Source organism: Actinoplanes sp. NBC_00393 (genome assembly GCF_036053395.1).
Lineage (GTDB): Bacteria > Actinomycetota > Actinomycetes > Mycobacteriales > Micromonosporaceae > Actinoplanes.
Window position 1 is genome coordinate 8327185 of sequence record NZ_CP107942.1, and the last position, 21863, is coordinate 8349047.

General features: G+C 67.2%; 22 protein-coding genes. 15 read left to right on the forward strand and 7 right to left on the reverse strand.

The window, feature by feature from the left end; all coding sequences use genetic code 11:
• Positions 1–35 precede the first annotated feature (35 nt).
• The 7 genes from OHA21_RS38540 to OHA21_RS38570 all read right to left on the reverse strand — a co-directional run bounded on the left by OHA21_RS38540 (position 36) and on the right by OHA21_RS38570 (position 8461).
• The gene (locus OHA21_RS38540; RefSeq protein WP_328478805.1) at positions 36–1163 is read right to left on the reverse strand and encodes an IS701 family transposase; all 1128 of its coding nucleotides are present in this window, start codon (positions 1161–1163) and stop codon (positions 36–38) included.
• Between the two features lie 66 nt (positions 1164–1229).
• Entirely contained in the window at positions 1230–2720 is a 1491-nt protein-coding gene (locus OHA21_RS38545) for an APC family permease (RefSeq protein WP_328463666.1), read from the reverse strand.
• 53 nt (positions 2721–2773) lie between these two features.
• Positions 2774–3646 carry a GOLPH3/VPS74 family protein gene (locus tag OHA21_RS38550; protein ID WP_328463667.1) on the reverse strand — a complete coding sequence of 291 codons (873 nt, stop codon included), beginning with the start codon at positions 3644–3646 and terminating at the stop codon, positions 2774–2776.
• Between the two features lie 1038 nt (positions 3647–4684).
• Positions 4685–6142 carry an SAM-dependent methyltransferase gene (locus OHA21_RS38555; protein WP_328463668.1) on the reverse strand — a complete coding sequence of 486 codons (1458 nt, stop codon included), beginning with the start codon at positions 6140–6142 and terminating at the stop codon, positions 4685–4687.
• A gap of 247 nt (positions 6143–6389) precedes the next feature.
• On the reverse strand, positions 6390–6782 hold the full coding sequence (locus tag OHA21_RS38560; protein ID WP_328463669.1) for a hypothetical protein: 393 nt from the start codon (positions 6780–6782) through the stop codon (positions 6390–6392).
• A gap of 52 nt (positions 6783–6834) precedes the next feature.
• Entirely contained in the window at positions 6835–7659 is an 825-nt protein-coding gene (locus OHA21_RS38565) for an SAM-dependent methyltransferase (RefSeq protein ID WP_328463671.1), read from the reverse strand.
• 109 nt (positions 7660–7768) lie between these two features.
• Entirely contained in the window at positions 7769–8461 is a 693-nt protein-coding gene (locus tag OHA21_RS38570) for a hypothetical protein (RefSeq protein ID WP_328463672.1), read from the reverse strand.
• 511 nt (positions 8462–8972) lie between these two features.
• Between OHA21_RS38570 and OHA21_RS38575 the strand changes: the two genes are divergently transcribed.
• The 15 genes from OHA21_RS38575 (at position 8973) to OHA21_RS38645 (ending at position 21760) form a co-directional block, all read left to right on the forward strand.
• Positions 8973–9902 (forward strand): helix-turn-helix domain-containing protein, encoded by a 930-nt coding sequence (locus tag OHA21_RS38575; protein ID WP_328463674.1) that lies wholly within the window; start codon positions 8973–8975, stop codon positions 9900–9902.
• Between the two features lie 2 nt (positions 9903–9904).
• Positions 9905–10126 (forward strand): DUF397 domain-containing protein, encoded by a 222-nt coding sequence (locus OHA21_RS38580; protein WP_229070853.1) that lies wholly within the window; start codon positions 9905–9907, stop codon positions 10124–10126.
• Between the two features lie 131 nt (positions 10127–10257).
• Complete coding sequence (locus OHA21_RS38585; protein WP_328463680.1) at positions 10258–11820, forward strand: hypothetical protein; 1563 nt, start codon at positions 10258–10260, stop codon at positions 11818–11820.
• Positions 11821–11858: 38 nt separating this feature from the next.
• Positions 11859–12932: an asparaginase gene (locus OHA21_RS38590; protein WP_328463682.1), complete on the forward strand. Its 1074-nt coding sequence runs from the start codon at positions 11859–11861 to the stop codon at positions 12930–12932.
• Positions 12929–13387, forward strand: coding sequence for a PPC domain-containing DNA-binding protein (locus OHA21_RS38595; RefSeq protein ID WP_328463684.1), 459 nt, complete (start codon positions 12929–12931; stop codon positions 13385–13387). The genes OHA21_RS38590 and OHA21_RS38595 overlap by 4 nt, the downstream gene beginning before the upstream one ends.
• A 214-nt stretch (positions 13388–13601) precedes the next feature.
• Entirely contained in the window at positions 13602–14762 is a 1161-nt protein-coding gene (locus OHA21_RS38600; RefSeq protein ID WP_328463686.1) for a hypothetical protein, read from the forward strand.
• Positions 14753–15466 (forward strand): creatininase family protein, encoded by a 714-nt coding sequence (locus OHA21_RS38605; RefSeq protein ID WP_328463688.1) that lies wholly within the window; start codon positions 14753–14755, stop codon positions 15464–15466. The genes OHA21_RS38600 and OHA21_RS38605 overlap by 10 nt, the downstream gene beginning before the upstream one ends.
• Positions 15467–15889: 423 nt before the next feature.
• Positions 15890–16435 (forward strand): GTP cyclohydrolase I, encoded by a 546-nt coding sequence (gene folE, locus OHA21_RS38610; protein WP_328463690.1) that lies wholly within the window; start codon positions 15890–15892, stop codon positions 16433–16435.
• A gap of 33 nt (positions 16436–16468) precedes the next feature.
• Positions 16469–16852, forward strand: coding sequence for a 6-pyruvoyl trahydropterin synthase family protein (locus tag OHA21_RS38615; RefSeq protein ID WP_328463691.1), 384 nt, complete (start codon positions 16469–16471; stop codon positions 16850–16852).
• Positions 16849–17562, forward strand: a complete 714-nt coding sequence (locus OHA21_RS38620; RefSeq protein ID WP_328463692.1) for a 7-carboxy-7-deazaguanine synthase QueE — start codon at positions 16849–16851, stop codon at positions 17560–17562. The genes OHA21_RS38615 and OHA21_RS38620 overlap by 4 nt, the downstream gene beginning before the upstream one ends.
• Positions 17552–18043 carry a phosphoribosyltransferase gene (locus OHA21_RS38625; RefSeq protein ID WP_328463693.1) on the forward strand — a complete coding sequence of 164 codons (492 nt, stop codon included), beginning with the start codon at positions 17552–17554 and terminating at the stop codon, positions 18041–18043. The genes OHA21_RS38620 and OHA21_RS38625 overlap by 11 nt, the downstream gene beginning before the upstream one ends.
• Positions 18028–18891 (forward strand): class I SAM-dependent methyltransferase, encoded by an 864-nt coding sequence (locus tag OHA21_RS38630; protein WP_328463694.1) that lies wholly within the window; start codon positions 18028–18030, stop codon positions 18889–18891. The genes OHA21_RS38625 and OHA21_RS38630 overlap by 16 nt, the downstream gene beginning before the upstream one ends.
• Before the next feature lie 123 nt (positions 18892–19014).
• On the forward strand, positions 19015–20046 hold the full coding sequence (locus OHA21_RS38635) for a radical SAM protein (protein WP_328463696.1): 1032 nt from the start codon (positions 19015–19017) through the stop codon (positions 20044–20046).
• Positions 20043–21137 (forward strand): DegT/DnrJ/EryC1/StrS family aminotransferase, encoded by a 1095-nt coding sequence (locus OHA21_RS38640; RefSeq protein WP_328463698.1) that lies wholly within the window; start codon positions 20043–20045, stop codon positions 21135–21137. The genes OHA21_RS38635 and OHA21_RS38640 overlap by 4 nt, the downstream gene beginning before the upstream one ends.
• Positions 21119–21760: an HAD family hydrolase gene (locus OHA21_RS38645; RefSeq protein ID WP_328463700.1), complete on the forward strand. Its 642-nt coding sequence runs from the start codon at positions 21119–21121 to the stop codon at positions 21758–21760. The genes OHA21_RS38640 and OHA21_RS38645 overlap by 19 nt, the downstream gene beginning before the upstream one ends.
• Positions 21761–21863 lie beyond the last annotated feature (103 nt).

Here is a 21863-nt window from a genome sequence, read left to right on the forward strand (position 1 = left end):
CAGGCGCCGGATCTCCGGTACCGTGTAGCCGATCATCATGCCGTCCTCGCTGTCGTTTGCTGTTGCGCGGTCAACGTTCGGGCGACGACGAGCCAGGCGTAGGCGGCCATCGACAAGGTGATGTGGGCGTGCCAGGCCCGCCAGTCACGGACCTGATACTCATCGAGACCGGCCTGGCCTTTGGCCTGCTGGAAGCATTCCTCGATCGCCCAGCGGGTCCCGGCGATCCGAGCAAGATCCATCAGTCGGGTCTTCCGCGGGCCGTAGCAGACGTAATAGGCCAGCTCGCCGGTACTGATGTTGCGCCGGGCCAGGAGCCAATGCCCGCGGCCAGGCCGCCAGGACACGCCGATCGGCACCCGTGCCCACCAGTACTCCCGCGGCCCATGAGCACCAGCGCCCGTGGAAACCCTCGACCAGGCCCGTCCGGGTAGGCCGGCGATCAGCTCGTCGACACGGACCCGGCCCCTGCTCGTGGTGGCCACCTCGTCGTTGCATCGGGTCGCGACCACATAAGCCCGGTCGTGATCCTCCAGCCAGGTCCGCAACGATCTGGCCTGCCCGTAGACCTCGTCCATCGTCACCCACGCGGCCGGCACCCCGGCCGCGAACGCTCTTTCGAGCATCTGCCGGGCCATCTCGATCTTCGTGACGAAGCCGACCTCGTCCGGGATCCCCGCAGCCCGGCACCGGCCCCGATCACCGGTCCACGAGGCCGGCAGATACAACTGCCGGTCGATCAGCGCGTGCCCGCGCGTCGAGCGGTAGGCCAGGAAGACACCGATCTGGCAGTTCTCGATCCGCCCGGCGGTGCCGGAGTACTGCCGCTGAACACCGGCGGACTTCACACCCTTCTTCAGGAAGCCGGTGTCATCGATGATCAGCACACCTGCCGGATCACCGAGATGCTCGACGACGTAGTCCCGGACCTCGTCACGAACCGCGTCGACGTCCCAATCGGCCCACCGCAACAACCGCTGCATCCCGTCCGGCGACAGATCACCGGCCCGCTCCGCCAGCGTCCAGCCGTTCTTACGATCCAGGCCCGCGACCAGCCCGGACAGATACTGCCGAGCCCGCCGCCGCGGCTCTGACCTGGTGAACCGGCCCGAGAACCGGGCATACAACCGGTCCAGCTCACCCGACCACTGATCAACCTCGATCGCCGTCACACAACAGGCAACGAGCCGATCATCGATACGTTCCGCTAGCCGAGTGCCGTTGCAGTATTAGAGAATGGTGGACAGGCCGGAGGCGCTGGCGGTGGCGCTGCGGGTGCCGCGGCCGATGCCCTCGTAGACCTGCGGGTTGGCGTACTTGAGGCCCAGTCCCCAGAAGGTGCCGCCGATGAAGACGAGCAGCAGGGTGATCGGGACGACGCGGGCCGGGCCGGTGCCGGGGTCGACGCCGAACAGGCCGGGCAGGTTGTCGATCGCGAGCCAGGAAACGACGAGGAGCACCGCGGTGCCGATCAGAGGGGCGATCGCCCGTTGCCACAGGTTCTCGCCGTGGGTGTTCTTGGCGAAGTACGCGACGACGGAGATGCTGGTCAGCGTGTAGAGGAGCAGGATGCCGAAGCCGCCTGCGGTGGAGCCCCAGTAGAAGAGCTGGACGAGCGGATCCCAGCCGGCGACCGCGTAGGCGATAAGCACGATCAGTGCGAGTACGGTCTGGGCCAGTGACGCGTTGCGCGGGGCGCCCTTGATCGTGGTGCGGCCGAACACCCGCGGCAGGACACCTTCACGGCCGAGGGCGAAGACGTAGCGGGCGATGGCCTGGTGGAACGCGATCGCTGCGGCGAGCGTGCCGGTGCCGAGCAGGATCTTGCCCAGCGTCACTGAACTCTGCCCGAGTACCACCGCGGCCTGGTTGAAGAACAGGTTGTCAGCCTCGGTAGCCGCGCGGTCGAGGATCTGCGGCCCACCGGCGGAGATCTGCACCCAGGAGCCGAGCCAGTAGACGGCGGCGATCGTGGCGATGGTGACGTAGGTGGCGACCGGGATGGTGCGCTTGGGGTTCTTCGACTCCTCGATGTAGACCACCGACTGCTCGATGCCGGCGAACGAGGTCGCGCCGAGGATGACCAGCACGCCGAGCATCGGCCCGGACAGGTCGCCGACCGACATCGCCGCACCGTTGAACCTGAACCCGTCGCTGAGCATGATGGCGAGGCTGTAGAGCGCGACCAGAATCGTTTCGGCGACGACGAGGAAGACCAGGACGTAGCCGGAGACCTTGATCTCGTTCGCGCCGAGGAACGCCACCAGGGCCCAGGCGAGCAGGGCGGGGATGAGCCAGGGCACGTCGAAGCCGAGCCAGTCCGACAACAACGGGGCGCCGATGGCGGCGGAGAATGCGCCGTAGCAGCAGAGCTGGAAGCTGTTGTAGGTGGCCAGGGCGAACCAGGAGGTGCCGACGCCGGCGGGTCGGCCGAGGCCGTGGGCGACGTAGGCGTAGAACGCGCCGGCGTTGGGGATGTGGCGGGCCATCGCGAGGTAGCCGACGGCGTAGAGCATGAGGATGGCAGCGACCATAAGGATCGCGATGGGGAAGCCGATGAGACCGGTCGCGGCAGCCGCGAGGGGCACGACCAGGGTGACGACGGTCAGCGGCGCTACGGACGAGGCGATGGCGGAGCCGATCGCGAACGGGCCGAGCCGGTTGGCGGCGAGGGCGTTCGCCACGCTCGCTTCGCGGATCGGGAACGGTGATGCACGCACCGGAGAGTCCTCCTGCGACAAGGGATTGGTTGACGGGCGGGTGGGGTGGCGGGTCAGCGCATGGCGGCCTCCCCGATGGCGGCATCGGCGGCGCGCAGCAATTCCCGGGACATGTCGTCGAGGCCGGTCTTCAGCTCATCGGCCAGTTGGGCGCGTTCCAGCGGGGACAGGGTCTCCAGCGCGTGGTGGTGTAAGCCGGTGGCCAGGAACAATCCGGCCAGCAGTAGCTGCATCCGGTCGAGACCACGGCCGCTCTGCACGGCGATGCGCACGCGGCTTGCCGGCGTTCCCGCCATGACGGAGTCACGCGGGACATATCGCACGGTTGACTCTCGAAACAGTCGGCGGTGTTCGTGCCGTTGGGCCAGTCCGGTGCGGGAGAGCCGGTCGACAACGCGGATCTCGGCGCGCCGGTCGTAAGACAGGTACGACATCCACTGACGTAGATCGTGACCACGTCTGCGGTGTCGGTTCTGCTCGGGCTGCTGCGCGATGCGATAGCCGTCGTCGGGTGGGTACGCCCGTTGCGGGGAACCATCGGGGTGCGGAGCCCAGACGGGACTTTCGAAGGCCTGCGTCGGCCAGTCTCCGCCCGGGTGCGGCTGGCGCCACCCTTGGTGAGAGTCGGTCGGTGCGCGGGGACGCGGGGGTATCGGCTGGGCAGCGGCCGGCGGCCAGGTGGACTCCTCCGCCGCCATTTTGTCGAGCAGGGGCCGCAGCGCGGGATCGTCGGTACCGGCGCCGTCGATGCGGAACAGCTCGCCGTCACGAATCTCCAGGCAGCCGTAGTGAACGAGTTCGCCGAGCAACGCCGTGGCTAGGCCGACCCCGAGTGACCACTCGCCGACGCGTGGTTTGCCGTCGAGGCTGTCGTGCGCCGCAAGCCACAGACAGTCGGCGAGCCGTTGCGGCTGCACTGACGACATGACGAATCTCTCCCCATAGATGCAGAAACGGCAGCGAACCGGGATATGCCATCGACCTGGCGACAGGCGGTGCCCCCGACGCCGGGGCGACATGGCAGAGGCGGGCGGGCACGCCGCCAACCGCGGCACCAGTGAATCGGCGTGCCCGCACCTCTGGGCCGGCTCTCCGAAGGAGCCGGAGCATGAACAGGCCCGGGGGCCGGTATTGCAGTGACGCACCGTGTGCCGTGAGGGCAGCGGTGATGATTGCGGCGGCCCGTCCAGGCGAGGGCGGGCGGGTGCATCCTGTGCTGTCGGCGCCTCGAGACCGGCGACGTTTAGCCGGGGCTGCATCGCCCACCAGGGCCTTTTCGGTCCAGCGCTTCCGGGACATACGGCGGTACGGCGCGGTAAGAGCGCTTCGCCGCAGTAGGGAAACACGAGGAACCTCTCAATGAGAAGCGGTGCCGGTCTGACAATGCGGGCTTCGGGTGTCCCCTGTCGGCGCCCTTGACCGATGAGGTGCATCGGCCCCCGAAGCGCAGGCACAAGGTCCACCATCTCGCTTGGAGCCCATCAGCAATTTCACCGATAATTGGGCACTGACATCTACCAAGCGCATTTAAGGATCACAGGTGCATCGACTGGAGGAAATACCAGAGCGATGTGCATCCGCGATGCCAGATCAACATCCATATAGCTTCAAGCAGGGAGGTAACGGAACCGAAACGCTTTCAGAGGTGACTTCACCCCGCATGGGGAATCCGCTCGCTTAGCTGCGCGGCGGCACCTTCCGCGCGCCAGCGTGTCCAAGATTGACCGCCGGTTCGAGTTCCGGCCCACTCAGGCTTTCCTCTGGCGCCGGCGCCATACGAAAGCGCGGAACGTGTCGGCATGCGACTGACTCACCGGAAGGTGGAGGTGGTACGGGAGTCCAAGAGATGCCGCCATTCGCGCAGGAGCCTTTTGTCGCCGGGAGAGGCACTTACGGCGACGCTATTTGAGACGCCGATAAGAGCGACGGAATTGTGCCTTTCCGTGCTGTAAGCCCGTTCGTCGCTACGGCGTGGATCGTGGCCCAAGGTGCCCGACCACGCCGTAGAGGCCCACGTGCCCAGCCGTGGGCCCCTTGGCCAGCTCGTCGTCCGGGCGCCAGTCGCTGACGGCGACGAGCCCTGGCTCCACAATCTGCAGGCTGGCGACGAAGGTCGCGATCTGATTTCTCGTGCGGGTGCGGACGTCGATGTCGCCCGCGGCGTACATCGTCTCGTATGCGGCGGCGTCTTCGGCGCACATGAAGTCGTGTGTGCCATGCGAGATGATCAGGAAGCTGCCCGGGGCGGCGGCGTCCAGCAGGGCACGCACGGCCCGCTGCGCCTCGGCCAGGTCGGGGACGTAGTGCAGCACCGCTGCCAGCACGATGCCCAGCGGTTCGCGCAGGTTGAGGATGGCCGGCAAGTCCGGGTGTTGCAGGATCTGCTCGGGACGGCCCAGGTCCGCCTCAAGATAGCCAATGCGCCCTGCCGGGTTGCCGACGGTCAAGGCTCGCGAGTGCGTTCCGACGATCGGGTCGTTGTCGACGTAGAGCACCCGGGCGTCGGGCGTGATCCGCTGCGCGATCTCGTGGGTGTTGCCGGGAGCCGGCATTCCGGTCCCGATGTCCAGGAACTGTCGCACACCGGCCTGGGCGACCGCGCGGACCGCCCGGCCCAGGAAGGCGCGGTTCGCCAGCGCGGCGGTCCTCACCCACGGGAAACGCTGCTCGATCGCGTCGCCGGATTCCCGGTCGGCGGGGAAGTTGTCCTTGCCGCCGAGCCAGTAGTCGTATCGACGCGCAGAATGCGGTTTGCTCACGTCCAGCCTGTTTGGCCTCCACGGTCGTGGCTGCGGCCGCCCGCCAATCATGTCGCCTGCCGCCGTACCGCCGCCGGCGACTGCGGTCGTTGCTGGGCCGGTCCGCGGCGGTGGGATGCGCCGTAGCTGGCTGGTGTCGCCGCCGCGGGTGTCACTGTTCTGGGCGGGCCCGGGTTGGCCGCTGAGTAGTGCGTCGTGGCTACGGGCGGAGGATGATCGATCGCCGGGCTGCTCGCTTGGAGTTACTCCGTCGGCTTGTTCGTCATCATCCAGTACCGGTTCCAACACTCGCGCACGATAGAACCCCAGATCGGCGTCGGACGCGACGTTGAAGAACGCGCGGAAGGCGGCACGTCGGTACCTCGATGGCCAGAAGACCTCGCCGCGTTCGTAACGGCCGAGCTCGCGTTCGTCGAGGAAACCGCCGTTGACCACCGCGAGGTCCACGCCTGGGAACAGCCCGGGCATGATCTTGTTGACGGCAGCGACGACTTCCGGCCGCTGGATGCGCGCGGCCCGGCCGTCCGGAAGCCTTTCGGTCGCGGAGGCCATGCGCAGCAGCCGCCCCACCAGCTTCTGATTCGGCTTGGCTTTGCCCTTCCCCGTGCCGTGGGCGTCCGGGCGTGCCTGGGTGGGGTAAGTGACGGCGGTCTGGGTCGGCATGGTCTTTCCCCGTCTCCTACCTGCCCGGTAAGGCTGAACCAGCTCCACCACGCAGGCTTGCGATGAACAAGGTCTTGGTGCGGCGTTGTCGGCCGCTCGCCGACTCGGCGGGCTGCGGGCCGTGCTCTCGGCTCGATCAGGCCGGTGCGGTGACGGGACTTTCGCCGATGGCCCCTGGCCCCGGATCTCGCGCCGAGGCCGGCAACCGGTCGATGCCTATCGTCGACATCCCGCGAGCGGCTGGTTGCTACCGGCCGGGTGAGGGCGTCGCGAGCGCGTGCAGCAGTGTTTCCACTTCGTCGCCGTGAGTTCCCCGGCAGACAGCACACAGGTAGTCGAGGGAATCGGCCGGTTTCACGCTCGACGGCCGGTACAGGTGATCCCCGAAAGCGATGGGTTCCACCACGATGTACGGCATGATCTCCGCGATACCGAGGACGTCCAGCAACCCTTCGGGGACCATCCCGCCGAAGCAGAAGTGCAGCTCACGCGTGGGAAACGTCGTGAATGCGCTTTCGATGGGGATTGCCGGACGGTTACCTCCCTCGAGGCAGTGCGGCGCGTGGAAAACCACCCCCGGTGGGTAGTGCCGGCGCTCGCCTGACGTGCTGGCCGGTGTGCCGGCCGGCAGCTCGCTCATCGTCTCCTCCTTCTCGTTGCGCGCCGCCCACGAGGGTGGCTCTAGGTGTGCGTCATGGTTTGCGGGCAAGGCCGGCCCAGTAGTACGCGGCTTGCGGCTCATCGACAGGACCGTCGGGCTGCCATGCCGATACGGGCACCAGGCCCGGCTCCACGAGTTCCCATTCCCCGAAGAACCGGGCCACGTCCTGCCGGGGGCGGGCGACCAGCGTCATCCCGGCACCCGTGGCCGCCGCCACCGCCGCGTCGACCTCGGCCGCGTTGAAGTCCGCGGTCGGGTGGGTGATCGCCAGGAAGCTGCCGGAGGGAGCCCCGTCACGTAGCTCGGCGACCCGGGTCCAGGGATCCTCGGCATCAGCGAGCAGCATCAGCACGGCGATCAGGGTCAGCCCGATCGGCTCGGTCAGGTCAAGGGTTTCTTTCACCACCGGGCTGTCGAGGATCGACTTTGATTCGCGCAGGTCAGCGGCAAGATACTCGCAACGCCCCTCGGCGGTGCTGACCATCAGAGCACGAGCGTGCACGAGCACGAGCGGGTCGTTGTCGACGTACACGACTCGTGCCTGCCGATCGATCTGCTGCGCGACCTGATGGAGGTTCGGCTCCGTCGGGATGCCGGTGCCGATGTCCAGGAATTGCCGGATTCCCGCACCCGCCAGGTGACGCACTACCCGGTGGACGAACTTGCGGTTCTCGCCGGCCATGTAACGCATGCCGGGAATCGCCGCGATCATCGCCTCGCCGACTTCGCGGTCGACGGCGAAGTTGTCCTTGCCACCCAGCCAGTAGTCGTAGATCCGGGCGGAATGCGGCACGTCGATCTTGACGGTCGGCGGACGGTGATCCGGCGGGGCTGCGGACCCATGGTCGAGGTTCATGCCAGGACCGTCCCGCCGCTGGGTACGTTCCGGGAACGCGGGCTGGCTACTGCTGGCGTGCGTCGGCGATCGATGCGGGCGGTGCGGCCCGCCGGTGGCGCAGCGGCGTTCACCGTGCCTCCTGTACCGGCCTGCACGCCGTGCTGACGGAGCCGGCGGTGTCACTACCGGCGAAACTCGCATGGCCCTTCCCTGCGAAGGCATGCACGTAAACACGTACGGCATCGCAGTCGGCTGTGCGTAGCATCGGCTGGACGGTTGCCGATCCACGGCCAAGAAGAGCCGGATCGCCGTACGGACGATATCCGCACCTTAAGGCCACGGCCGTGACGGCATCATCGGCCGCGAGCAAACAGCGCGCCGGCTCTGCAACACCCGCCAGGTCTTCGGTGAGCAGCACGCTGGCGATACCGTGCCGCTGCCAACGCGGCAGAACCCCCAGTCCGGCCAGCCGCCGATGTGGCTGGCCTTCGTGCGCCTGCCTGGATGCGGCATCGAGCTCGCCGAGCTTGGCGGCGAACGCGCCGCCATCATGTGCGGTCACCGCGCGGGCGGAGCAGGGAGCCGCACAGGGCAGCCACAGCGCTGCAGCGATCACCTGATCGCCGTTCTCAACGATTCGTGCTGCACCGTACTGGATCGCCTCCGCCGTCCGGGCAACATGATGATGGAACAGCTGGCGGCCGCGGGCTACCGGCTCCGCCTCCAGCCAACGGCCCAACATCGTGGGCAGCGCGGCGGCCGCAAGCACACCCGCCAGGGGCCGGATGTCCCAGTAGGTCGCATCTCGGGTTGTCCACATCAGCGAGACACCGTCCTCGCGCCAGGAACAGGAGCGGGTACGCCTGCCCGGCTGGACCAACGCGCGGATTCGCTCGGCGGCCAAGCGCCGCGGCGGCAGGCCCCCAGCTCCCTGTCGTAGGCGGCGACGCCGACGAGCAGCTGCGGGCCATCAACGACCCGGGCTTCCGTGGTGCTGGGCATCCCGGCGTGACGGGTGCTCGCGGCGATCTCAGCCATGATCGGTTCCTCGCATCGTCTTGTGGCTGGCGGTCGTGCATCGGTCTCGGCATCTGGCCAGCAGTGCGGTGTGAGGCGCGGCACCGCGGTATCTGCAATTCGAGGTGATGCCCAATCTGTGTTGCTCCACAATCGCCTCTGCACGAGGCGAGAGGAATCCCTGTTTCATGGGAATCGACGGGAATTTAAAAGGGAATCGGCGCGGGAATTATGCGTTCTGAGCTGCGAAAACGTCAAGGAGGTCCGCTTCTGAGGGTCTGGCTGCGTTTCGGCGGTGGGTTACGATGCCGCCATTGCCGCTTCTCGTCGAGCGGCGCAATCGAATGCGGCGAAGCAGGGAAGGTCGCGTTGTGAACTTCAGCCCGTATGTGAATCGGCTTTGGCTTGCCGCGGCGATCCTCGATGCGCGCAAACAAGCTGGCTACACGACTGACAGGCTGTCGCAGGAGACCGGTATTCAGCGGCAGAAGATCAGTCACATCGAGACCGCCAATCGGCCAGTCGATCCTGCGGCCATCCGCCTCATCCTGGATGCCCTCGACGTTGCGGCAGCTAGCCACACCAAGATCATGCGAGCGGCTGAACGTTCCGCAGCGCAGGGCTGGTGGAAGCGCTATGACGACGAGATGGGCCCGCGACAGGCACAGACCGCCGATCTGGAAGCCGGCGCCGCCACGATCTTCGAGTATCAGCCGTTCATCGTTCCCGGCCTTCTGCAGACGCCGGACTTCGCAAAGGCTCGTGCCGAAGCCGCTCACACCGCACGATCTCGCCGGTTCTCGACGGCCCGCGACTTGGAGGCTAGAACGACCCGCCAGGCGATCTTGTCAGGAGCCGCGGCTACACCCTATGAGGTGGTCATCGACGAGATAGCGCTGCTTCGGCGTTCGGTCACGGCCGAGATTATGCACCGGCAGATGGAGCACCTGATCGGCGCAGCGCTGAACCTGCGGGCGGTCACCGTCCGCGTCCTCCCGCTTGATACCGCCCTCACCTCCCGCCAACAGGCCCGCACCGCCTTTTCGTACTACACCTACACCGACCCCGACGACATCGAGATCGTCACCGTCGACACCAACATCGACGACATGATCCTCACCGAGCATGACCAGGTGAAGGTTTACGCCAGCCTGCGATCCGAACTATGTCAAGACGCACTGAACGCGGCCGATTCCCTCGAACTCCTCACTGCCTTGGAGCAGGAGCACTTAACAAGGAGATAGCCATGGAGCCCACTGCAGCAACGCCAGTCTCGCGCCCGATGGGGACGTGGTTCAAATCCCGGCGTTCAAACCCCGCATCCAATTGCGTCGAAGTTCGCTACCTCGCCGGCGGCCGGGTGGAGGTACGCAACTCCAAGCGTCCGGATGCCGGGTCGCTGATCTTCACCGACGAAGAGTTCGACGCTTGGGTCGGCGGAGCCAAGGACGGCGACTTCGACCGCTGACGCCAGCAGGAACGACCACACCGATGTGTGGCCTGCTCCGGCCGACGGCTTGCGGGTCTGGCAGGCCACTCATCACCATACGTATGCCTTGCTCGTAGCAGCCCCTACCCCGCGCGCAGGAAGAGACGGCGATGCCCGAGTCGGACGCGGTACCGAACGAGCGGTTCCGGGAGGCACGCATCCGGCTGTTCGGCAGCAGACAGTCCCTCGCCGACGCCGTGAACCAGCTCGTCCCGGACGCCTACCGGATATCGGACAACGACATCGGCAAGATCGAACGTGGCCAGGTCACCTGGCCGCGCCGACCACGTCGCGACGCATACCGGCAGACACTGCAGGCCGCCACGGACCAAGATCTCGGCTTTTTCGATCGTCGAGAGCAGCAGCCGGGTGCCGGACAGTCCCTGACGCGCCACGCGGCGGAAAACTTGGCTCTGCTGACCCAGCATCGGGTACCGACCAGCACGGGCGCCGTGCCGAAGCAGGTTGTCAATCAGCGGCTCGATGGTGAGATCCTGCGCAGAGCGCCTTGGGAGATCGCGCTGACCGAAACCCAAGGAGGACGGCTGTCGGCAGATGCGACGACTCACGTGCTGGCAACCCCGGCCGGGCGAGCTCTGCCGGGGTTGGAGATACCCGCACAACTGCATCCCGCCGTACACAACGACAAGATCGTCGTCCAGATCCCCGCCGGGTACGCCGCCGACCCGTTCCTGCATCGACCCGGCAGAGCCCTGGTTGTCGGCCAGACACTCGCCGACGACCCGGGCGCCTACCTGCTCGACAGCCGACACGCGCGTCGGATGCTGCGGGGCGCACCACCCGACGCCCGACTCATCGTGCCGTCCGCGTATCGGCTCGACGAGCTGACCTACGCGCTGCTGTGGGCCGTCGCGAACTTCGACGCCGAGCTGCTGGCCGATGACGCTGCTCTCGCCGCCGGCCTACGCGACGCCGCCAGCTACATCGCCTTGCGCCGATCAGCCGCCAGCCGCGACATCGCCGCCGACCTCAGCCCGGCCAGCTTCATGTGGCTCGGATCGCAGTTCTGCGCCGATCACATCCTGCGCCACGCGAGCGACCTAACTTCCCCACCTCTGTTCTGGACCCGGGAACAAAGCGGGGAGCAGGCCGCGGCCTGGCTACTGTTTACGCACAAGCACGACTATCTACGCGCAACCGCCACAACCGGCGGCGGGGCGACCCGAGTGTTCTGCGTACCCGAAGCCGCCGTGATCTCTTCGCCAGCCGGCGAACGCGCCCTACTGTTGCTGGCCGTCGCCTTGATGGAATCGCACGGCATCACCACGACAACCACCGACACCGCCGAACTGGCGGCCATTCCCGGCTTCGTCCTGGACCCCGAGAACACCGCCATCACCGCGACCTGGATCGGCGCCGACGGGATCTGGTACGTCGATGTCACCGACAACCACGGCACCCTGCGCGAATACACCGACGCAGCCGGACACGCCGCCCACCACTCGGTCACCGCGGCACCGACACCGGCCCTGCGCCTGCGGCACCTGGCCGACTATCTCGACCTGGACTGGGCCTGGCTCAGCGTCCGTTGCCGGGAACTCGGCGCAGCCGGCACCAGCGGCATCGCACAACCCCGCAGCCGACTCTTGTCGCTCGACGGCGTCGACCGTGCGTGCCGATTCGTCGCAGCCTGCGCCGGCGACCGCGATTAGGCTACCCACGCAGCGCCCGACCGGAAGGACCCACAACGTTGTCCGAACCCGTCACACCGTCCCCGCGCCCGCGAGTCGTGGTCATCGGGCTCGGCGGCACCATCGCCATGACTCGAACCGGAGGTGGCGGCGTCACGCCCACCCTGTCGGCCCGTGACCTCATTGATGCCGTGCCCGGCCTCGCCGACACCGGAATCGAGGTCCACGCGCTGTCTCTGCGCAACCGACCGGGTGCTTCACTGACCAGCGAGGACATCCTCGAACTCGCCGAGACGCTCACTCAGCACTTCGCTGACGGTGTCACCGGTGCGGTCATCACCCAGGGCACCGACACCATCGAGGAAACGGCCTACCTTCTCGACCTGCTCCACACCGGCGCCCAACCGATCGTGGTCACCGGCGCCATGCGCAACCCCACTTTGGCCGGCGCCGACGGAGCGGCCAACTTGCTCGCCGCGGTCACGGTCGCGGCATCTCCACAAGCCCGGGAGTTGGGCTGCGTCGTCGTACTCGCCGACGAGATCCACGCCGCCGCGCGGGTCCGCAAACGCCACAGCATGAGCACCGCCGCGTTCGTCTCACCCACCGGCGGCGTGCTCGGCTACCTCGCCGAGGGACAACCACGCATTCTCAACCAGCCCTCCCACCGCGCCGCCCTCGACCTACAGCAACTCCGGCGCCCGCTCCCACGCGTCGGAATTCACATCGCAACTTTCGGCGACGACGGCGCCCTGCTTCCCACCCTGGCAGGCGGACTCGACGGGCTCATCATCGCCGGATTCGGTGTCGGTCACGTCCCCGACACCTGGGTCACCCACCTGGAAGACGCCGCGAGCCGCATCCCGGTGGTCCTCGCCTCCCGCACCGGAGCCGGTTTCACCGCTACCAGCACCTACGGATTCCCGGGATCGGAACGTGACCTACTCAGCCGTGGCCTCATCCCCGCTGGAATCCTCGATCCGTACAAAGCACGCCTGCTATTGCAGCTGACATTGGCTTCCACCAGCAGCCACGCTGATGCCGTGGCCGCGTTCACCGCCATGAGCCGGACAGACCGCACGCCGCCGTTGACCGGCGCAGCCGCTCCTCACCGGGAACCGGTGTCGAGATGACCCGCAGCTGGCAGGCTACCCCCGGCCGGACCATCGTCGCGGTCTTCGACCACGGCGCCGACTTCTATACCGCTCTCCATCAGGTATGCACCGAGCACGGAATCCGTCAGGGCTATATCCCCACATTTATTGCCGGCTTCGCCACCGCTGACCTGGTGGGCACCTGCGAGCGCCTCGAGGATCCGCAGGCCCCAATATGGTCGAGAGTGCAGCTGTCCAACGTCGAAGCCGTCGGCGGCGGCACCCTGGCTTGGGACGAAGGTGCAGAACGTGTAGCGCCACACATCCACGTAGCCGTGGGACTTAAAGAACACAGCGCTACCGGGCACACCAGCCACCTGCTCGGCGCAACCGTGCAGTTCCTCACGGAAATGGTCATCGTTGAGGTGGCAGAGCCCTTGATGTTCCGGCGCAAGCAACCCGATCTCTACAACGTGCCACTCCTGCGTATTTGAGCGTCGGAACTCTTGCTCAGCGGGTTGTGCGGTTCGCGTGGTCTTTGGGACCATTTCCGGACTGTGACCGACGTCATCCGGACCGGGAAGGAGCGGCGTGGCGCGAACCGACCCTCAACGGAATGAACGGTTCCGCGTGGCACGCGCACGCCTCCGGCTCACGCGGCAAGAAGTCGCAGACGCGGCAAACCAGTCCCTGACGCCTCGTCACTCCTTGAACGACAACGATATCGGCAAGATCGAAAGGGGCGTGGTTACCTGGCCAGGATCCGAACGTCGCGCAGCGCTTAAGAAGGTTCTCGGCGCTGCAACCGACGCAGAGCTGGGTTTTGTCAACTCACGTGCAATCTTCACTGAATCGGGGGCTACCGAACAGCGCATTGAGCATCTTGCTCTTCCGGCAGATTTCCTCTCGGCTGCACGATTCGATGAAATTGGCGTACCGGAAGGGACTGATCCGCTTGCAGCCTTCGCTGCTGGCGGGCCTGTGAGCGGACCATGGCTGGTCTTGCTGGACAACCTCGCGGCAATAGCTGAAAACCTGGGGTGGAACGCGGTCCGGCCGTTGGCAGCCAAGCAGATGCAGAGCCTGGAAGCACTTCGCCGTCAGGATTCCGCGTTGGCAGAACCCCTCGCCGTCGCGGATGCCCGATGGTCGGAGTTCATGAGCTGGATCTGCGCAAACAACGGCGTTCCCGGCGATGATTGGCTGCGCCGAGCCCACCACCGCGCGGAAGCCGCCGGCGACGCCGTGGTAACGGCGTACGTGCTCATGAGGCAGAGCCAGCAAGCGCTCGACGCCGGCGATCCCACCTCCGCGGTCGCCTTATCTCGCAAAGCGCTGCGATACGGCCCCCTACCGACTCGCACTCAAGCGCTGTGCCTGACGAGGTTGGCCGAAGGGCTGGCACTGGCTGGCAACGAGTCAGGTCTGGAGGCTCTGGAGATCGCCCACCACAACGTGAAAGCCGCTTCGACCTCGCCTGAGGACCACATCTCCCGACACTGCGACACGCGGTACATCGACGGGATCCGGGCACGGTGTCACTACCTGCTGGGAAACCATCACGAAGCAACGGCACTCCTGACGGATGTCCTGGCGGACGAGCAGCCGGCAGGATCTATTGACCGCGGGATCTGGTACGCCTACTTCGCAGAAACGCAGGCGCCACGCCACCCCGAGAAGAGCGCTGAGGCAGGGTTGAAGGCGCTGGCACTGTCACGAGCGGCGGATTCCGCCCGGGTCACGCAAGCTCTGCTCACCGTCGCTGTGACGTTGAGAGCACATCGTGGACTTGACCTCGTCGACAGGTTCCTCCAACAGCACAGCGCGGCCGTTGCCGCCCAACTGTCAGTATCGGAATCATGGACTTGATCACCCTCGCCACCACGGCGGACATCCGGGACCGCCGGCCAGAAATCGCTCTTCTGCCCGTCGGCAGTTTCGAGCAGCACGGCCGGCACCTTCCCCTTGCCACCGACACGATCGTCGCCTCAGCCATAGCCGATGGCCTGGCAGCGGTGTACAACGTGTTCGTGCTACCCCCCATCACCATGTCGTGCTCGCACGAGCACGCTGCATGGCCAGGGACCATCAGCTTGAGCCACCGCACCGTCAGTGCGGTCATCGAGGACGTGGTGGTCAGCCTCACCGCTCAGGGCATCGGCAAAATGGCGATCATCAGCGGTCACGGTGGCAACTATTTCCTCAGCAACGTAGTCCAGTCCGCGAACGCGGTGACGCCCAAGTCCATGACTCTGTTTCCGAGCCGAGATGACTGGCGGAAGGCACGTCAGGATGCCGAACTCGAGACGAACGACCATGAAGACATGCACGCCGGCGAACTCGAGGTGTCCATCCTGCAAGCAGTCGCGCCGGGAGCCCTGCGTGACGGCTTCGACTCCGCCGATCATCAGGCGAACGCGCGGCCTCACTTGTTGATCGAAGGCATGGCCGCCTACACGAGCAGCGGTGTGATCGGCCGCCCCTCCGCCGGGACAGCGGAAAAAGGCAAGGCGATTCTGGGCAGCCTCGTGACCTCTTTCGGTGAGCACCTGCGCCAGCTGACCGTATCGTGACGGCCGGCTCGGTCGAAATCCCCTGCGTCGACACGCCGAACTGCCGTCAAGACCGCCGTCGGCCGAGCGCCGAAGGATGCCGAACAGATCGATATTTATGATCACCATGCGGTCCGACCGCTGCCGTGTTTCTGCAGTTCACGATGAACTTCGCCGTGTAGATTCCCCATAGATTCCCACCAAATTCCCCCTTGGATGGCGTTCCCGCCCTCGTCCGGTTGCCGGATGGTGGAGGAACACAATGGCGATCGATGGCCGCCCGAAGAGCCGGCGTAGGTGCGCTGAGGTGCACGACGCGGCCAGAAGCGATCCGTCGTCAGGGTGTAACAGGCACGCCCATCCATAGGAGGTCGTACAGCCGTGACGTCACCAGCGCTATCCCTCGACGCGGTTACGGACAACGGCCGCGTCGCTTCTCGCCCGGTGGATCTAGAGGGCGCGACGGCCGCTGCGGCTCAACTGCTCTCCGCTCTCGGCCTGGACATGGACAGCGACCATCGCCGAGACACTCCCGCCCGGATGGCTCGCGCGCTGACCGAGATGCTGAAGGCCCCGTCGTTCGAGCCGACCACCTTCGATAACGCGGGCGGCTACGACGAGCTCGTGGTCGTGGATCGGATCCCGTTCTTCAGCCTCTGCGAACACCACGTGCTGCCGTTCATCGGCGAGGCCACGATCGCCTACGCCCCGAAGGACCGCATCGTCGGGTTGTCGAAGCTGGCGTGGGTCGTTCAGCTGTATGCCCGACGGCTGCAGACCCAGGAAGCCATGACGCAGCAGATCGCGGACTGGCTGGTGGAGCAATTGGAGCCGAAGGGGGTCGGTGTCCGCCTTCGTGCCGAGCACCTGTGCATGAGCCTGCGCGGCGCCCGGGCCATCGGTGCAGTCACCGACACCACGACCAACAGAGGAGTTCTGGCTGACGACCCGGCCCGCCGGGAGGAATGGCAGCGCCGGCTGTCGTCGTAGCCCATCACCTCTTTCAGGACGAGGAGCACCTCCGTGGGACACAGGATCGGCAAACGCTTCACCTTCGAGGCTAGCCACCAGCTGCCGGGACTCCCCGACGGCCACAAGTGCGGTCGCCTGCACGGGCACAGCTACACCGTCGAGGTCACGCTCGTCGCTGAGGACCTTGTCGAGCCGGGTTTCGTGACCGACTTCGGTGACCTGGCGCCGTTCAAGGAGCACCTGGCCGAAGCGTTTGATCACCGCCATCTCAACGAAGTCATGACGGTGGCGCCGACCAGCGAGAACCTCGCCGCGGTCTTGGCGCAGTGGTTCATCACAGAACTCGAGCCCGCCATTCCCGGCAGGCTGTTCGCCCTCCGTGTCAGCGAGACTGCATCCTCGTGGGCCGAATTCCGGCCGGAGAGAGCAGCATGACCGACCTCCTGACTACTTCGAGGTCGACGCTGCGGGTCGCCGAGCTGTTCGGGCCCACCGTGCAAGGCGAGGGGCCTTCGGCTGGGCAGCGGGCACTGTTCGTGCGGCTGTCCGGGTGCAATCTCGACTGCGGCTGGTGCGACACCCCCTACACCTGGGACTGGGATCGCTTCGACCGCGAGGAGCAGGCCACCGAGATGGCCGTCGCTGAGGTGGCGAGCTGGGTGGTCAGCCAGGACACCGACTTGGTGGTCATCACCGGGGGAGAGCCGCTGGTGCAACAGCAGCGCCTCGGCGCCTTGGCGGCTCAGCTGGCCGGCGCAGGACGCCGCGTGGAGATGGAAACCAACGGCACCATCGCGCCCGACGAACGTTTGATCGCTGCCGTCGACACGTTCAACGTGTCACCGAAGCTGAGCGGGTCGGGAGTGCCGGTGCACCGACGGCTGCGGCCGAAGGCGCTGCGGGCGTTTCGTGACTGCGGCAAAGCCGTGTTCAAGTTCGTCATCACCGGGCCGGCCGACATCCAGGAGCTGGTGGAGCTCCAAGCCCAGCTGCCTCTCGGCCGGATCTGGGTCATGCCCGAGGGCACCACGGAAAGCGCGGTTCTCACCGGGCTGCGCAACCTCGCCGAGCCGGCGTTGGCCCACGGCTGGAACCTCAGTCCTCGGCTGCACGTGCTGCTGTGGGGTGACGAGCGTGGCCGCTGAGGGCCCACCGATCCTGCTGCCCTGGCAGGAACTCGTCGCCAAAATCCACGACACCGCGGTGAACGTCAGCAGGGACGGTGTTCCCGACGTGGTGATCGGCATCCTGCGCGGCGGCATGATTCCCGCGACGGTGTTCGCCCATGCTCTGGCGGTGCGGACTGTCCGTGCCGTGGAGGTCGTCCACACCGTCAGCGACAACATGAACGCGGCCAAGACGCCTGCCCCGCAGGTATCGAACGTGGCCAGCCTGGGCGACCTGTCCGGCCTGGACGTACTCATCGTCGATGACATCGCCGGCACCGGCGACACGATGGCCTACACCGCACAGCTGGTTGCCGCAGCAGGCGCCACCCGCGTCCGCACTGCGGTCTGCATCGTCAACGCCGCCAACTGGCGGCGTCCGCAACCCCCCGAACACGCGCTGACCTACATCGGCGCCACCGTCGAAGGATGGGTGATCTTCCCGTGGGAAAACCATTGACCATCGCCACCGGCGCGGAAGCCGACGACCTGCATGCGCGCACCCGGACGCGCCCGGGCACCCCGATGATCGGCCCGTACTCGGTGAACCAGATGGACGACCTCTACACGGCGATACCCGCCGGCGAGGTCAAGGCCTCCGGGATCATGAATCTCGCTCAACGGCTGTATGTCGCCGAACGCGTTCAGCAGGGCGCGAGGCTGGTGGACATCTGCTGCGGGCGAGGGCTGCAGCTGCCGACGCTCTACCGGTACGCCCCGGGCTTGCAGCAGTACGTCGGCCTGGACGTGGCTGCGGCGAACCTGGCGGAGGCCAGGGACCGGATCGCCCAACTGGATGATCACTACGGCGCCCGGCCGTTCCCGATCGAGCTGGTCGAGTGTGACGTGGCCGCGCCGTGGCCGGCCGAGGCGGTCGGTGACGGGTTCGACGTCGCCGTCTACACCTCAGCTCTGGAGCATCTGCCGCGCGAGCTGGCCGTCGCCAGCCTGCGGCACGCCGCGGCCGCTCTGCGGCCCGGCGGGGTGTTGTACCTGTCGACGCCCGAGACGCCGGGCCTGCCGCCGCGGCCGCTGCAGTACCGGGTGCACGTCTACGAGTGGAACAGTGCCGAGCTGGAGCCCGTCCTGGCCGCATGCGGCTTGGTGGTCGAGGAGAAGGTCGGGCAGCTGTCGCCGCCCGCGGACCAGGTCGCCGCGGCACTGGCCGAGAGATTCGGCGACGGTGCTCGGCAGTGGTATCAGCGGCTGCGGGAGGCCGTGTCGCCGGCGCTGCTGGACACGGTGGCCGCCGCTGCCATCCCGGACGCGGCGATGGAAGTGATGTACGTGTGCCGGCGTCCGGCATAAGGCCCGCTTCGGCGCCGGCGAGCATCGACAGGCTCCCGGCGCCGGTAGTCGACTTTCCGCGCGACGACGACCTCGATGGTCGGTACCGCTGTACGGCGTCCGGCCTGAAGGAGAACGAGTGTCATGACCGAAGTCACCCTGCTGTGGGCGCTGCGCTCCCCATGCAATCTGGGCTGCCGCTACTGCTACTTCGGCACCATCGAGGAACATCGTGAGACACCCCCGGACCAGGTCGGTGTGCTGTCACACCTGGCCCGCACGGACCTCACTCTGGCCGACATCGCCGCGTTCGTGGACACGCTGGCCGGCTCCCGTGTCGAGCGGGTGTTCCTCGCCGGCGGCGAGCCACTGATCTGGCCCCCGATCATGGACGTGGTCGCGGCGATCAAGACCGCCGGCGTCGAGGTGGTGCTCTGCACCAACGGCATTCCGCTCAACCGGCCGCACCTGGTCGACCGGATCCTGACTCTGGGAGTGGACGCGGTCTCGGTGTCGCTGGACTCCACCGATGCCGGCTACAACGACACCTGGCGGCCGGCTCGCAACCGCGTCGACGGGCACGCCAGCGTGCTGTCCGGACTTCAGGCGCTGCTGACCGCTCGCGGCGCCGCTGCCACCCCTCGAGTCGGCCTGTACGCGGTGATCACACGCCAGAACACCGACGACATCCTCGCCATCGGATCCCTCGCGGCCGAGCTCGGCTGTGACTACTACGTTCCCCAGCCAATCTCGCTGGAGCGGGACCACCCGCTACACACCGAACTCGCACTGACCGACCAGGACGCCCCCGCCATCGCACGGCACCTCGCCGAACTCTACGAGCAAGTCCCGATCGGGCTACCCGCCCCTACCTATCCACGGCAGTTCCTCGACACGATCAGCACCGAGACCCCCGGCACGGTCACCGGCTGCTTCGGCGGCACCGACCTGTTCTTCGTCGAACCGGACGGCAGCGTCTGGGACTGCCCCTCCGGTCTCAAGATCCGCGCAACGCCGCCTGACCGGCACCGCAACATCCGCGGCGCGACTGCGGAGGCGCTGTTCGGGCGAGGCGGTGCGTGCGCCGACTGCTCCTTGTACTCCCGCGACTGCGTCAACATGTGGCCGCTGACTGACTTCCAGCGCTTCCTGCCCTCGGCCGGAGTCCGGTCATGACCACCGCCCTGACACTCGCCGAGGACCTGCAACGCCTGCTGGCCACGATGCCGCACCCGACGGCCAGCGCGCAGGTGACCGCCCTGGAGTCCGAACTCGCCGACCGGTTCGGCGTCCGCCACGCCATAGCGGTCTCCTCCGGCACCGCGGCACTGCACACCGCGCTGGTAGCCCTGGGCGTCGGGCCCGGCGACGAGGTTCTCGTACCGGCCTTGACCGTGATCATGTCGGTTGCGCCGATCATCCACGCCGGCGCTCGCCCGGTCTTCGTCGACTGCACACCCGACGGCACCGACGTCGACTACACCGACCTGACCGCCAAGCTCACCCCTGCCGTCAAGGCGGTGCTTCCCGTCCACCTGTGGGGACGCACCGGCGACCTGCCCCGGCTCCGGCGCTGGGCCGACGAGCACGGTTTGCCGGTGGTTGAGGACGCCTGCCAGGCCCAAGGCAGCCACACCGGTGATCGCCCCGCCGGAACCGGCAGCATGATCGGCTGCTTCAGTTTGAAGGACGGCAAGGTGCTGTGGTGCGGGGAAGGCGGGTACCTGCTCACCGACCATGATCGGTACGCGGCCGCCGCTCGCTCCTACCGCTCGCACGGCCTCCCACCGCCGCCGCCCGGCTATCGGCGCCAGGTCGCGCACAACTATCGGCTGGCCGAACCGCTGGCGCTGATCGCCCGCGCCAACCTGACCCGGTTCGACGCACTCCTCGCCCGGCGCCAACAGCAGGCAGCACTGCTACGCGACCTGCTGACCGGCACCCCGGGCGTGCAACCCGCCGACGCGCCCGGCCACCTGTGGAACGGATACAGCTTCCTCGCCGAGGTCAGCGTGCCGCAGCCCCGCGCATTCTGTGAACACCTGGCAGGCCTCGGCGTGCCCAACAGCGTCGGCACGTTCCACCTGGTGCCGGCGGACCGACGCCCTGAACTCGCTTCCTCTGCCGTATCACCGTGCGGCAACGCCGCCGCGGTGCTCGACCGCACCCTGGCGGTGATCCTCACCGACCACGACGACGACCACCGCATCGCCGGATACGCCCACACCATCACCAGGGAGGCTCGCGCATGGTGTCCGCGCGACTGACAACCGACGACCTTCTCCAGGGCACGGCCGCGGTGATCGTCGACTGGGACGGCACCGTCGTCGACAGCCAGGACGCCAACTTCGCTGCCCTGTCCGCGGCGCTACTGCCGTACGGCGTGAGCCTCGACCGGCCGTGGTACGAGCAGCACGTCGGTCTGTCGATCGCCGAGCTGCTGACCGAGATCGCCGCGATCCATGGCGACCTTCCCACCAGCACGATCATTGAGACCAGCCGGGGCCGGCTCCTGGCCAGCCTCGACCAGCTTCAGCCCATCGCCACCACCATCGAGCTGCTCGATGCGGCCACCGACCGGGGCTTGCCCTGCGCCGTCGCGTCCGGAGCGGCCCGGGTCCTAGTCGAGGGCGGTATCCGGGCCCTGAACCTCGGCCACCTGTTCACGGCCACGATCACCCGTGAGAACGTCGCGCGCGGCAAGCCGGCACCCGACCTGTTTCTGCACGCTGCCGGCGTACTGGCCGTCGACGCGCGATGCTGTCTCGCCGTCGATGACGCGGCCGACGGTATCGCCGCCGCCCGCGCGGCCGGCATGCGTGTGCTCACCGTGCGGCAGGGCCGGCTCGTCTCCACGCACGTTCCAGCCGTCGTGGCGGACCCGTCGTGAGCCGGATCGCCGGCACCCGTGCTTCGGCCGAAGGCGCCGGCTGGCGGTGGGCTTGCCCGAGTCGGTTCGTCGCTGAGGCCATCAACCTGTTCGCCGTCTGCCG